7 protein-coding genes are annotated in these 14990 nt (G+C 43.9%); 1 reads left to right on the top strand and 6 read right to left on the bottom strand.

The features are described 5' to 3' along the window. Positions 1-29: 29 nt before the first annotated feature. A complete protein-coding gene (locus N482_RS16925) occupies positions 30-1817 on the bottom strand; it encodes a diflavin oxidoreductase (RefSeq protein ID WP_063378154.1) in 1788 nt (595 codons plus the stop codon). A 13-nt stretch (positions 1818-1830) separates the two neighbouring features. Continuing rightward, a complete protein-coding gene (locus N482_RS16920; RefSeq protein ID WP_063378153.1) occupies positions 1831-7260 on the bottom strand; it encodes a glutamate synthase-related protein in 5430 nt (1809 codons plus the stop codon). A gap of 557 nt (positions 7261-7817) precedes the next feature. Between N482_RS16920 and trpS the strand changes: the two genes are divergently transcribed. Then, entirely contained in the window at positions 7818-8816 is a 999-nt protein-coding gene (trpS, locus tag N482_RS16915) for a tryptophan--tRNA ligase (RefSeq protein ID WP_081228029.1), read from the top strand. A gap of 85 nt (positions 8817-8901) precedes the next feature. Here trpS and vioE read toward each other — a convergent pair whose 3' ends face one another. The 4 genes from vioE to vioB are packed head-to-tail and all read right to left on the bottom strand — an operon-like array spanning position 8902 to position 14966. After that, positions 8902-9501: a violacein biosynthesis enzyme VioE gene (vioE, locus tag N482_RS16910; protein ID WP_063378151.1), complete on the bottom strand. Its 600-nt coding sequence runs from the start codon at positions 9499-9501 to the stop codon at positions 8902-8904. 1 nt (position 9502) lies between these two features. Next, positions 9503-10639 (bottom strand): hypothetical protein, encoded by a 1137-nt coding sequence (locus tag N482_RS16905; RefSeq protein ID WP_063378150.1) that lies wholly within the window; start codon positions 10637-10639, stop codon positions 9503-9505. After that, positions 10639-11928 (bottom strand): FAD-dependent oxidoreductase, encoded by a 1290-nt coding sequence (locus tag N482_RS16900; RefSeq protein WP_063378149.1) that lies wholly within the window; start codon positions 11926-11928, stop codon positions 10639-10641. Before N482_RS16900 ends, N482_RS16905 begins: the two co-directional genes overlap by 1 nt. Positions 11929-11930: 2 nt before the next feature. Next, positions 11931-14966, bottom strand: a complete 3036-nt coding sequence (gene vioB / locus N482_RS16895; protein ID WP_063378148.1) for an iminophenyl-pyruvate dimer synthase VioB — start codon at positions 14964-14966, stop codon at positions 11931-11933. Positions 14967-14990 lie beyond the last annotated feature (24 nt).

Here is a 14990-nt window from a genome sequence, read left to right as displayed (position 1 = left end):
ACAGGGATTATCTGTTTGGCACTTCACAATTAATAAACATCCCTTACGTAGCGTTTTTGTTTTTTAAGGTTAGCGACATATTCTTGAGACTGTTCTTCGTTTAAACCGCCATGTTTAGCAATAATATCATGTAATGCTTTGTCTACGTCTTTGGCCATTCTGAAGGCGTCACCACAGACATACAAATACGCACCGCGCTCAATCCAAGAAAATAATCGCTCGCCTTGTACTTGCATTTTGTCTTGTACATAGATTTTTTGTTCTTGATCGCGTGAAAAAGCGAGATCTAAGCGAGTAAGCAGACCATCTTCTTGCATCTGCTCAAGTTCTTGTTGATACAAAAAGTCATTTTCTTTTGTTCTGTCACCAAAGAATAGCCAATTGTCGCCACTTGCTTTGGTGGCTAATCGCTCTTCTAAAAAACCTCTAAACGGCGCTATCCCTGTGCCTGGACCAACCATAATAATGGGGGCTGTAGGGTCTTGTGGCACGCTAAAGTGTTTGTTTGGTGCAAAGTAACACTTTATTTTACTTCCAGGCTCGCAGAGGTCGGCCAAGAAAGTTGAACAGACACCATTATGTGCACGATCCGCTTGGTGATATCTCACACTTGCGATAGTTAAGTGCACTTCATTGGTATGCAGCTTGATACTGGAAGAAATTGAGTAAGCACGCGGTGCCAAAGGCTTCGCAAGGCGAATAAAGTCGCTGGCTGTAAAGGCATTGGGCGCGTAGCGGCTGAGCAGATCCACACAATCTAGGCCCCAAACGAACTCATTGAGTGCTTGTGTGCTTTCTTCAAGCTTGGCAATAAACGCTTGATCGCCACTGCGTGTTGCGACCTCGGCTATAAATTCTTTACTTGGAATGCGTATTTCTAGATCTTCGGTAAATATTTTTTGTAGCTCTTGGGTGTGTCCATCGTAATGCTCGTGCTGCTCTTTTCTGGCACCGAGTAAGCCAATAAGCTCTTCTACCAACTTGAGGCGATTGCGAGGCAGCAAGTTAATGGCATCTCCCGCTTCGTAAGTCTCTCCAGAATCCAATAAAGAAAGTTCATAGTGACAAGTTTCTTTCCCAGAATCTGGATTATTCAAGGTGTACTTTCGCACTAACTCAGTTTCAAACGGGTTATCTCGGTTGTACTTTGGTTTAACTTTCTTGGTTGAGTTAGACGGGGCAGGTAGTACTTCACTGCTACCATCACTGCCTTTTTGAGCAATAGTCGGCAGTGTTTCTGCAATCCATTCTTGTGCCGGTGATTCAAAGGCAACATCGCAATCTACTCTGTTGGCAATACGTGTCGCGCCGAGTGCCTCTAAGCGCTCATCCCACTCAATGCCAGCTAGGCAAAAATCATCGTAGTTGGTATCTCCCAATGCTAATACCGAGAAATAAGTACTATCAAACCTCGGAGCATCATCTGCTGATATATCGTCCCAAAGCGCCTGTGCATTATCTGGCATTTCACCTTCACCATAGGTACTGGTGATGACGAGTAAACGCTCGACCTTGCTAAGCTGATGTAAATCGACATCGTCCATATCTTGCACATGAGCCGTCAGGCCATGATTTCTTGCAATTTCGGCGGCTTCTTCTGCGACACTTTCGGCATTACCCGTTTGCGAACCATAAATGATGGTCAAAGGCTTTACCTGCGAAGTGACTGTGTTGACAGTAGTGACATGCTCTTCTTTCACTAATAGTCTGGTGTGCAAGCCGGCTAAAAAGCCGCCTAGCCACTGCCTTTGATCATCATTAAAAGGGATGTCTTGCGGTAAAAAAGGGACTTTTTTGTTACTTTTTAATTGTTCCATCATATTCTCCTATTTAAACAGCCGCTTTAACTGCTTCTGACAGCACATGGCAATAATGCGTTGCAAGTAATTCATCAAGGTCACGGTATTGCGTGAGCGCATTTCTAGCCTGAATATCTCGATGTAAAATCCAGACGCTGGTACCAAGTGCATCGGTATCCCAAACTTCTCGAAGTGACAGGGCTTCTTTGTAGTCCTGAATGCGTTTTTGCGCGACTAAGCAGCTGAGCGCTGTGTCGTCATAGCTTGCTAGTGCTTCTTTGGCATCTTTTGCTAAAGCGTCTCCAAGTTTATGATCTAAGGTATCAAACAAATATTGAGCGCTGACCTCACTGAACCCTTGGGACTGTTGCTTAAGTGCAAGTTGCTCTCCTCGGTGGAGTATGCCTGCATGGATAATGTATTGATAAATCAACACAGAGTCTCTGTCTCCGTAATCAGGAAGTTGACCATTAAACAGACACAGGTTTGTGTGCTGGTATGCTTTATAGGCTTGTTGAATACTTTTCAGGGACTTGTCACCCCAATAAATAGCCAACTCTTCCAACATTGACCGCCTGTCGAGTTGCTGCGCAATGTTTTCTGCACAGTGATATTGGTAAAGTGCATTTGGAATAAGCACATAAAAGTGTTGTCTAGATTGCTGCCAATTACTCAGCAAGCGATTTGCTAATGCTGATTGTGTTGCGTCTATGTGACTTTGCAAGTGTTGAAGTAGTGCCGATTCCTGACCTTGGCATAGTGCATCTGGTTGCGATATCTGTATTGCAGTTACGGAGTCTTTAGAGCACAAGTGGGTGATATTGCCAGTGGGATCATATTGATATGCCGTACCACCACTCATGCCGTTACCAAATCCTTTGCCAAAGCCTCCAAGGTTGATAATGGAACCGTTGGTCATATATTCACAGCAAAAATCGCCGACGCCTTCAATGACAGCCACAGCGCCAGAGTTTCTCACCCCAAACCGATCTCCCGCTTGACCATTCACATACAGTTGGCCACCGGTTGCACCAAAGAGCGCAAAATTACCTATGAGCACATCCTCGGCTAGGGGACTGCCTTCGCTATCTATGACAATTTTTCCGCCACTGGCTCCTTTACCTACACCATCGTTACATGTTCCCTTGTGGCGCAATACCATACCCGAATTGAGAAATGCCCCGTAACTTTGTCCTGCCGAACCACGAGTGTTTATTTTTACACTGTTTGGTTTGAGCACGACTCGGCCATTACTTAGTTTCATAACAGCTGGGTGTCCAGCAATTTGGTCATCATCTAGTTGATAATTGAGTTTGCGTTCAATATCGATTGCCAATTGACCGCCAACTGTTTTATTGCTGTTGTCGAGGGTTCGGGTTGTGGTTTCGATGCATTCACTCTGTGTCGCAAAAAATTGTGCCTCGATTCCTTTTAGCCAAATATCGTCCGGTGCAAAATTAGCTTCGAGGTAAACAGGGTTGGCTATTATGACTTGCTCGGCAGGTTGCAGCATGGCTGTCATATCTAGTTTTCCGACCATGGCTGGATGAGATACAAGGTGTAGCAGATCTGAACGGCCGCGAATTTCACTCAATGACGTATAACCAATACTTGCTAAGATCTCGCGTACTTCATGAGCTACGTTCATAAAGTATTGGGCCAGCGCTCTGGGATCGCCGCTATACACTTCTGGGTTTGTGGTGAGTCCTGCGGGGCATTTCAAGTTACAGTTTTTTGCCATAACACATTTGAGCATCATCAGTGCTGTGGTGCCAAACTCAAAGGAGTCGCCGCCTAGCATAGCTGATTTTACAACATCACTACCAGTTTGGTGGGCATTTGAGCAACGTAATGTAATTTTATCTCTAAGACCATTTTCGCTCAGAGCTTGGTGAACTTCAGCGATGCCGATATCTGCTGCGCGTCCGGTATGTTTAAGGCTGGTTACTTGTGCCGCGCCAGTTCCACCGGTATTACCCGCAACGTTAATGACATCTGCCCCAGCTTTGGCTACACCCACTGCGATAGTGCCTATGCCTTCTGATGATACCAATTTAACGATGACACGGACCCTCGCCGCTTTGGCATCGTGAATCAATTGGCCTAAGTCTTCTATTGAATAGGTATCATGGTGGGGAGGGGGCGAGACCAGTTCAACACCAGGTGTGCCACCTCGTGCCGCGGCAATGACAACATTGACTTTAGGAGCTGGCAGTTGGCCGCCTTCTCCCGGTTTGGCTCCTTGGCCTATTTTTATCTCTATCTCTTGTAATGCAGGATCTGCTAAGTAACCTGTCCACACGCCAAACCGACCGGATGCAAACTGCTTAATTTTACTGGCTTTGACTGTGTTATAACGGCGCGAGTTTTCGCCGCCTTCACCAGAGTTACTCATTGCGCCAGCAATATTAGTTCCTTGCGCGACCGCCTCGTGTGCTTTTTCGACTAATGCGCCATGGCTCATTGCGCCAGAGGCGAAGGTTGCGGTGATTTCGTACGCTGGCTGTACTTGCTCAAGTGCAATTGTATCTCTCGCGGTACTGAGCTTGGCACACAATGTATCTAGCGTTGAATTTGTTCTGGTCTCAATAAGGATTTTGTCCAAAGCTGGGACTATTTCGTATACTTCAGCTTCGTAAAGTGTATTTAACGCTAACACCAATTGTTGATGAATACTATCGGATTTTGATGTATGGCAAAGCAACCATTTTCGCTGTGAAATCGCTTCAACCATTAAGCCTCTGACGCGCACTTTGTATGACCCCGAGGCATCAATATATGAAAGCGCACCAATAAACTCTTGGCAGCTTTTAAACTGCGAGAAATCTAGAGGTAGTGCCAGTACATCACGCAGTGCTGCAGGTCTATGGTAGCGCTCGTGCTTTAAATTTTTACTGAACTTTCTATAGGCCTGTGTCACTTTAAACTGAGCGATTTGTTCTGGTGTTCTCGCCTCAAAACCTAGGTCTTCATAGCCATTGTCTTGTGGCAGGATAACGCCTGTATTATGGGACTCAAGCTGAGACTCGTCCACATACTGTATGCGCTCTTGAGTCATATTAATGTACTCACGTACCGCTGTGGTACCAAAGCTGTGACCGGCACCTTGCGTTCGTTCTTTAAATAGGCCGAGTACGGGAATTTGATCTTCGGCTTGTACTTCGAATACTTTTTTGTGCCAATTGATTGCGCTTTGCACGAGATCTTTAAACCTTGCGCCACCCACAGGCGAGTGAATATTTGGAAATATTGCTTTTAACAATGGGTCCTGAGTATCGATGAAGTTAGCTTCGAAAAATTCACCACCAATATAACTTTCTACGGTACAAAGGCCAAATTTCCCCATCGTTTTCATCAGCGCTTTTTCTACAGCTTTTTGATACCTTGCTAGTCCTTTTAAAATATCAGTTTCATGTTGGAACAATTCGATAGCACGATTGTGCACAGTGATAGGGCAAACGGCGGACGCGCCAAATCCAAGTAAGCAGGCAATATCATGAGTACTGGCAGCTTGTCCTGTATGACATATTATACTGGTGTTAAATCTGAGCCCTTCAGAAATGAGTTTTTGGTTAATGGCTGCAATGGCAAGCAACGCTGGAATAGCACCTTGCTGATGGGTCACATTCAGATCGCTCAAAATGATCACATCGCAGCCTGATTTAACCAGTTCCTCCGCGCGAGCGGCGAGCGTTTTAATGGCGTCTAAAAGTTGAGGTTGATGATCAGCTTGCATAATGTCAATGTGAAACAGCATGGGTAATGTTTCGACTCTGAGTGCAGACTGATTGGTGATCTGTGTTAAATCATGCGGTTGCAAAATAGGTGAGTCTAGTACGATTTGACGATGGCTTGTAGGGCATATATTGGGTTTTGGCCCCAGTGCAACCCTGAGTGTCATGCCATCTACCTCTCTAATACTGTCAAGCGGAGGGTTAGTCACTTGCGCGAAGCGTTGGCTGAAATATCGAGATACACCACCCTCTTCTCTGGTTAGCACATTCGGTGCTAAACCATAACCCATTGCCGAAATCTTTTCTGAGCCATCTTGCAACATAGGGTCGAGCATGAACTTAAAGCTTTCTTGGTTCATGCTAAATGCAACATGCTGAGCCGTAATACTTAAATGTTGATTTTTGGCAACTTCAGTCAGTGAAACTTGTGGTAATTCAGCGAGTGTAACCTGCGCTTGGTGTAGCAACTCAGCGTAGTCTTTTTGTTCGGCAAGTTCCTCTAAAATTTGTTGGGTATATTTTATTTGGTTTGAGGCGTGGTCAAATACAATCATGCCACCGGCTTCAATACGGCCGCGTCGAATGATGTCTGATGGCTCAAAATCAATCTGACCAGCTTCACTCATTACGGCCAAATAATCATGAGTTTCTACGCTTCTGAGTGGCCTTAAACCGAGTCTATCGAGCCTTGCGCCTACTTTGACTCCATCACCAAATATAAAAGCTGCTGGTCCATCGTTTTTTTCCTCATAGAGAGAAAAGTACTCAAGCATAGATTTAACTGAGGCTGGTAGTCCGTTGTCGTTTTCCCATGCAGGCGGCATCATCGCTAATGCAGCGACATCGATTGGTATTTGGTCTTCAATAACTCGTCGGGCAAGCGTTTGGTCTAATCGTGCAGAGTCAGATTGTCCTTGAGGGAATATCAGTCGTTTCTTATTATATTTTGCAATGGCATTTTCACTTAACCTATTTTTTCGGTCGGTATTGAGCTCACCGTTGTGGGCCATACGTCTAAAGGGTTGCGCAAACATGGGGTTGGGTGCAGTATTTGTCGAAAATCGGGTATGAAAGAAAAGTGTATGGATCTGCTGCTCTGGTGCACTGAGATCTGCAAAGTAGGGGACAACCTCCCAGCTATTTAGACGACCTTTAAGTACTTGTGTCCTTGAGCTCATAGAAAGAGGATATAACCCTGCATACTGAGGCCCAGTAAATGCGTGCATTTCAATTTCTTCAAGCGCTTCATGGATAAGTGATTCAAATACATTTTGATCCGCTATATGATTTGGGCGCAAAAAGACGATTTGCTTAATGGCAAGTTGGGCTTTTTGACTTGCCGTGTTGAGGGCATTTTGATCCGTTTTTACAGTACGAACCTTAATTACCTGTAACTCATATGATGCCAGTTTTTCTAAGATAAGTGACATCGCAAGTTCATTGTTAGTCTGCTCATTTGGCAGAAAAAAGTTTGCGACACCAAACTCTCCAAGCGTTAAGTTTGGCCTTTCGGTAACTTTTCTAAAAAATGTGAGAGATAAATCAATATTTACACCAGCACCATCGCCAATTCCTTCAGCATTCATACCGCCTCTATGCGGAATTCTACACAGTGCTTGATGTGCGTGTTTAATCAGTTGATGAGTTGGTAAGCTCTGCTTGTGGGTAATAAAGCCAACACCACAGCTAGACTTATCTAGGTCTCTATCAAATAAATATCGTTTCATAGTGTACCCAATTCAGTAAAACGGGTGTGCTCACTGTGATTTAAAGAGTGCACAGTGAGCTACACATTTTTTAAGCAGGCCTTTCAAAGTATATTTTTGTGAATTTATATGCAAATGATAAATATTTGTATTCAATATGGTGATGGTTTTTTGGGTTTTTATATATAGCTGGTTAACACGGCTTTTTGTTTAAAGGTTTGTTTTTAGGTCTATTTTTTTCTTTATTATAGAACTATAATAGGGTGTTGAATATTTTTCACGCAAGTGAAATTGTATCTTTCCGGCAAGTGTGTAGGGGATGCTTTTAATTTTCTCACTTTGTACATACCAGCCATTATACGATCGTATTAACCTAGAAATTAGACTTGATGCGTCAAACTGACTGTGTTAGTTTTTTGTCCGTTATGAATATTTTATCAAGCTTACGACACATCACAATTTCTTGGTGGCGCTCTTATTAGAGCGGCGCTTGAATACACGTGTTCAACTGCTGCCGAAAGGTAATAGTTGACATGACCACTGTCTCTTTCGGTAGCAAACAAAATAAGGAGACAGACATGAAACATACAATTCTTACCGGTGACAGACCAACAGGACCTCTACATTTGGGCCACTATGTGGGTTCTTTAAAACACCGTATCTCATTGCAATCTCAGCATGCTCAAACAATTCTAATCGCAGATATGCAGGGCTTGACTGATAACGGCCACAACCCGCAGAAAGTTGCCGACAATATATTTAATGTGATGGCCGACTACCTTGCTGTTGGCATCAACCCAGAAGAAACAACAATTTGCTTACAGTCCGCATTGCCGGCGTTGGCTGAGCTAAGTATGTATTATGCAAACCTTGTGAGCGTGTCGCGGTTAGAGCGTAATCCAACGGTAAAAGCTGAGATCGCGAGCAAAGACTTTGGCGCGTCAATTCCCGCGGGCTTCCTGAATTACCCTATAAGCCAAGCTGCTGATATTACTGCCTTTGACGCGACCTTAGTGCCTGTTGGAGAGGACCAACTCCCCATGCTTGAATTAACAAACGAAATTGTTCGTAAGCTCAACAGCGTAGCAAACAAGCAAGTGTTAGTAGAAGCAAAGCCACTCCTGAGTGAGGTTTCAAGGCTACCAGGTGTAGATGGCAAAGCAAAGATGTCAAAGTCGCTTGGTAACGTTATCACCTTTGGTAGCAGTGATGATGAAATCGTAAAGGCTGTGCGAGCGATGTACACGGATCCAAACCATATTAGAGTAGAAGATCCTGGCCAAGTTGAAGGGAATGTTGTTTTTACATACTTAGATGCATTTCATGAGGACAAAGATTACGTGTCAACGCTCAAGGCGAATTATCGTCGCGGTGGATTGGGTGACAGTAAACTGAAAGGTATTTTAGCGGATTGTTTGATTAACCTTATTACGCCGATACGTGCTAGGCGTGAAATGTTTCTATCGGATCCTGTACAGCTACGTGAAATATTAAAAGCGGGTACAGAGAAAGCTGATCAGCAGTCTCAACAAGTGCTCAATCGAGTAAAAGGTGCGTTTGGATTAAATGTACTTTGAAAGGGGATGTATCGTTCAATGTGACCGACCACAATAAAATAAACATTGTGGCCGGCACGCCTCATTCCCAATGTTACTTGGTATTTTATGCTTGCTTCAAGGGCTCATGCTTGAAGATATCTGCATCGATTTCTCTGGTATTGAAGTTAGGAAAATCTCTCACAGATGCCATGACCTTAGGGTCACCCGTAACCATTCTAAGTAGCTCATTGGTGCCTGCTTTTAAATAGTAAGTAGCCGGGCCTTTGCTATTCGGTCTCTGGAAATGCCAAATGTCAGCTTCAAACCCCAGTACGTCACAAGTGCCCTGATGTTCAGCATTGCACGTTTGCAATACATCTTGCATTAAAATCAGCTCGTGACACGGGTCTACTTCGTCATTTAGTACTTCACCTTTGAACTCACTTTGTTTGTCCATGTGTTCACGAGAATAAGCAACTTTTGCTTTAAACGACTCATTTGTGCCAGGGTACATGATTTCTGACATCCATAATCTATGACCTGTCTTTTCCTCGCTCCATGGATTAAATAACCCATCGATACGACATACATTTTTATTGTAATCAAACCAGCAATAGCCTGATGTTATATGCTCGTCAGGTTGCATGGGTGACCAGTATGAAATGTAACTACTGCTCCATTGTTGTGGCAATTTTGGTGGGGTTATTTGCTTGTTTAGTTCCACGTTACTTTTCCCCACGGTCTAAAGCTCTTTCCAATGCTTGGCCAAGCGCGGCCGGCAATGGAGGAAGCTGACCTCGTCGTTCAGCGAACCCTTGCGCGACCTCACCTGTAGATAGGTGCATTCTGTCCTCTACTGACTCAAACCATAAGCGGCTCACGGTTGCATGTTGAGCAAACAGTTGCATAACAGGCATGACATGTTGATTAAAGTCTTCAAGTGCCGCAGTAACATTGTCTGGGTTATCGTAGACCGCTTTTACTAATATTTGCGCACCTACAACAGCCATTGTTGTTCCGTGGCCGATGGAGAAATGCCCAGACTGGAGTGCGTCACCGAGTAGTGCTACATTACCATCGTATGCCTTCTCATGGCTCAACGTCATAAAGTTACGCCATTTGAGACCTTCTTGCGCAATGACCGCTTTGCCATCTAGCTCTTCTTCAAACACCGAAGCAATGAAACGTTCTGCATCTGCTGTAGTCATTTCATCTAGGCCAGACTTTTTGTAAGTTTCTTCACTACATTCAACAACAAAAGTACTCATTTTGCTGGAGTATTTATAAGAGTGCGCAACAAAAACACCTTTTGAATGTGCTTTAAAGATTAGGTTCATTGCATCAAAAGTTTTGGTTGTGCCGTACCACATATAGCGATTTTTACCGAATTCTACCTTTGGCTTTAATGCGTCACGATAGTAGGTGGTAGTGTGATTAAGGCCGTTTGACACAACTACTAGATCATAGTCGTTAGACGCCAGTTCGGCATCCGTTAAAACTGGTTGCTCAAACTCAATGTCAATACCTAAACCAATACACATTTGGCGTAGCGCTCTCACCATTGATTTACGCTCAGCACCACATAAAGTGACACCGGTACTTTTCAAGGCGCTCTGGTTGTGGTGGGTGAGTTTAAAATCTTCAAGGTACTGCGCATCTAAAGTTTCATAATTGGCGAGATACGACAGAGGGTTAGCTGGGTGGTGTGGGGCACGCCCAGGTAGTACAACCCCCCACCCAACAACGTTATCATCGGGGTGGTTTTTCTCAATTATTTTGATATCCCAATCAGGTTTAAATCTTTTTGTTTCACTTGCAAACATAAGGCCTGAAGGGCCGGCGCCAATCACTAAAATCTTCATTAATTCATTCTCCCTATTTTGTACCAAACATTTTGCTTTTCTTGCTCTTCTCGTAACTCACTGTAACGCATTGAAGTGAAATATAATTTTTCAGCCATATCCGGTGGGTAATGGTCTGGGAATTTTTGATTCATATAACGTGCAAAGCGTGCACGCATGAAGAATATTGGGTCTGAACAACTGAGTACTTCGTAGTTTGCTCTGGCCATGTCTTGCATCGCGTCGGCTTCTTTTTTACGTTGTTCAGTAAACTCACTTAAAATCTTTTCGAAGTCATCTCCGTATTGACCGAAGAGCTGATCAAGGGCGAAGGAGTCCTCGAGTGCCATATTCATGCCTTGACCGAGGAAAGGAGCTGTGGCGTGTGCGGAATCACCTATCAACAATGCCGTGTTTTTATAATGAAAAGTTGAAGAACGGACATTGATTAAGTCGTTACTCGGCTTAACCATAAATTGCTCAAACATATCTTGGCGGATATCTTCTGGCACCATTGGGTAGTACTGATCAAAAAACGCCTTCATCGCTTTTCTATCATCACTGTGCAAGCTCACTTGTCCAGTATATGGCAGACAGACTGCAAAGCTGATGCTACCATCTGGAATAGTTGCCGCGCGTCCAGCAAATTGTCCTTGTGAGTCCATACCAAAGAAGTACAGCAAATCTTTTCTTAAACCAACTTTTGACGCATCAGGCACAACCAAGGTTTTATAACCATGTTTGAAGAACGATTGGTGGAATTCAAAGCGTCGGCCGTTGGCTTGCATCGCTTCACGTAAGCAAGAGCGAGCACCGTCTGCACCAATGAGTAAATCACCTTTGTGGGTAGTAAAGTTACCTTCGCTGTCTTTGGTCATTAAGCTGCAACCATCTAGGTCCACTTCAATACAGCGTTGGTCGTAGTGATAATGAACTCCTGCTAGTTCAGCATATTTATTAAGCAACACCTGAAATGCACTGCGGCTAAGTGATAACGGTTTAAGTTTATCAAGAGGCGGAAGCTCACGCGTTTTAGGCTCACCTTTAACGAAAAATGACATGCCTGACACTTCAACACCGCACTCTTGTAATTCAGCCTGTGGAATGTCAGCAGAGACAACCGCTTCAATACCTCTCACAGTCATACTAACGCCAATTGCGCGCGAGCTGACTTGATCAATATAGTCTGTTTGGCTTAGCAAAGGGTTACCGCGTTTTTCTATAATGTGAACATCGTATCCACGTTTTGCTAAGTAAATGGCTGTTAAGCCACCGGCTAGACCGCCGCCAATGACAATTATTTTCTTCATATTTACGCTTCCCTTGAAAGTTTGCCAGTTGCGATTTCTTGCATCTGATTTTGAAAAAACTCTAATAACTCAATTTGTGTTTGTGGTGGCGTGGCCGAAACCATACTTTTAGCCATGCTTACCAAATCTTTGCATTGCCTTGAGATGGCCATGCATCCTTGTTCTAAATTGTCGAAGACTTCCGTCGAAATTGCGTCGGGTACAGGGGGACCTGCGTTGCGTCCCAACTCGCCAGAGGGCAGGGTCATCAACTGTACTGATAGTGGTCTTAAAATCCCGGTCATCAGGTCAATCGCGCCATTCATTAAGCGTGAGCGGCGCATGCTGCCCAGAGGCTTGATGGCAAAATGTTGCATCATCAACTGAAACATTAATTCATGGCAGCCTTTATAAAATGCCATTAATTCTGCCGCTTCTGGATCCGTCACGAGGTTGCATCCCTGGCGAGGTTCAAACACTGGGTTTTTCAACACTGGATAGGAAGGCTCAAACGGAATATCGCTGTGTGTAAGTGCTTTTGAAATCGAACGCAGTCGATTAAAGTGACTTACGTCAAATTGGGGTGAGTCGGCAGAAACGCCTTCACCTTGCTCTGTTACAAAGTTGATAGCAAAAATTGCCGTTTCTCTGTCATAGACTTCAAATTGATAACCCGGATACTCTCGATTAACAATTTCATTCAAAAATAAGTGATGTTCACCACCTAGATTGACCTTTTCTGATGAAAATAAATCTGGTAATTCTCCAATCGCGACCGTGATATCGTGATAAAAATCAGCGATTGATTTTCCTACCGTTGGAAAGAATGCTGGCCACTCAAAGCGCACAAACTTGGCAATGACATGCTCCGAAAAAGGCTCAAATGAAAACTCGGTATCTAAGCCGAATTTCTCTTTGGCTTCCTCACCTAAAACGGGTTTGCCAGGATAAAAAGGTTCTCCCAGTGCCATAAGCAAGTTATTAACCACCAAGTAGTGGATCATTTCTTCATGGGCTATCTCTAATAATGCACCGCGCCAGCCACTATTACGACGTCTGTCTGCACCGCCATTGACTAACTCGAGTTGCGCTTGTTGCCACCTTCCAGCACTGACGAAGTGTTCTCCGGCGCTGTAATTTGGTAACGAGTACGCACTGTATAAATACTGAAGCATAATTGAGAGCTCAAGATCTACAGCATCACGTAGTGCACTGATTAATTGCGATTTACTTTTAATGTTCCCCTTAGCTTTAAATTGTGGCTTTTGGGGAGGTAAAATCTTTGGCATAGCCGATTGCTCAACATTACATAGGTATTTTAAAAAGAGTTGAGCATGGGCTTGTGGCATTTCTCGGGTGCTAGGCATGTAGTAGCTTTTGTCGCGATTTCGAGGATCGCACATCTGCCACATTAGCCGTGCGTACGTTTCGCATTTACATTTGTCAGCCATACTGAATACCGCTTCGGTCATGAAAGGGTAGAACAGCTCATAGTAAGCCATAACATGCTTATACAAAAAGTCGTAGTCGACTTGCTCTGTTGGCGTATCCATGAGTGCCCAATCGTCTGGCAAAACGCGCACTAAGATGGCGTTGTGATACTCGCCTAAAAATAACTCGGTACTACCGGGCTTTAGGCTTTCTATGGTGATTGAACCTTTGCCCTCTAAGTCTGTCGCTATAAATTGGTCACAACTCAGAGTTTTTGAATCTCTTACATGAGAGGCCAGTTTTGCAATTGGCATCGGCTTACCGTGAAAGTAACTGCGAATTGCAACCGATGTTGTACTCTTGTCACCCTTAATATGATTAGGGCTTTCCATGGAAAAAATATGCTGTTCAGCTTGGATGTGCCAGTCACTCTCATACCATGTATGCTCCTCAGAGCATAGTCGGAGTGACTGCTGATGAAATTGTTCATCAATCTGCTGGAGCGTAATATCAATAATACCTGAATTCAGCGCATTATCTTTGTAATCATCTAGAGCAATTGTTGCGATGATTTGCCCATTGTTTGATTTGAGGTATAGATTACCTAAATCCACTTTGCTACTCAGTTTTGGTGGCATGCCAGTATTGACAGGGAGGCTTTCTTGGTAACTTCCATGCGGTAAACCTACAGCAGCGTTTAAACTCAACCAATCTTGCCCGATTGATACTGCAATCGGTGCATATTGCTCGCTGTTTTCTGGTCTTAAGATACGCCCAGTCGGTGAAGTCATCATGTCTTCCTCGCGCCATAAGCCAATGGTGCCATGCAAGTCGCAAAACACTGGCATATTTGGGCCCGCTGGAGGAGATAAATTACTCACGCAATACTGTACAGTTAACCCCAAAACCTTAGGGTCATCTAATGCAACTTGTAGGGCAGCCATAAACTCTGAATTAAGCCCTAATTGATTAAATAGAAACTCGTCACTGTTTTTTCTTATCGAAAATTGGAACAGTCTAGCTTCGCTCATTTCTTCATATAAGAAGTGAGAAATAGGTTGAGCGATATAGCTTTTGTTTATCCATCGCACTCCGTGAGTGCAATCAATATCAGCCGACAATACGTGGGTCGTATTTGCTGATGCTTTTGGATCTGTAATTGTTAGTTGACCCGCATATATAAGCGCAGAGTCTCGCCTAGTAGGATCATTATCTACCCATCTAGCGCGATTAAAAGAAGTCCGCAAGTATTCGTTGTAGTGTCCCCAAAGAGATAGCTTGTGACCAACTAGCTTATCGTTGGTAATATATTCCCCCGGCTTCAGTTGTACACTGGTAATGAGTGTATTTTCCCAACTGAAATGGTTGTTTCCTCGCATATTGTATCCAGCAGCGAGGTTAAACGGTCCAGATTCATCAACACGTCCTTGCGCATCAAATTTGGGCCCTATATCTGTTAAGTATTCGTGGAAATGTGCTGGTGGCTGTGCCACATCATAGGGCTTTCCATCTTTTATTGCCGTATTGGTCGCAATATCTAATGTATTGTTGATATTGCGATTTGCCGTTGGGACGTTAACCCGTGCAATTCCTTTAAAATGAACTCGGGGAAAATCGAGAATACTCATTTAATTCAAACTTCCTAGTTACTT

Origin of the sequence: Pseudoalteromonas luteoviolacea NCIMB 1942 (genome assembly GCF_001625595.1) — a bacterium.
GTDB classification, from domain to species: Bacteria; Pseudomonadota; Gammaproteobacteria; order Enterobacterales; family Alteromonadaceae; genus Pseudoalteromonas; species Pseudoalteromonas luteoviolacea_A.
The sequence above is the reverse complement of the archived record's forward strand: the minus strand, read 5'-3'. Positions and strand labels throughout refer to the sequence as shown.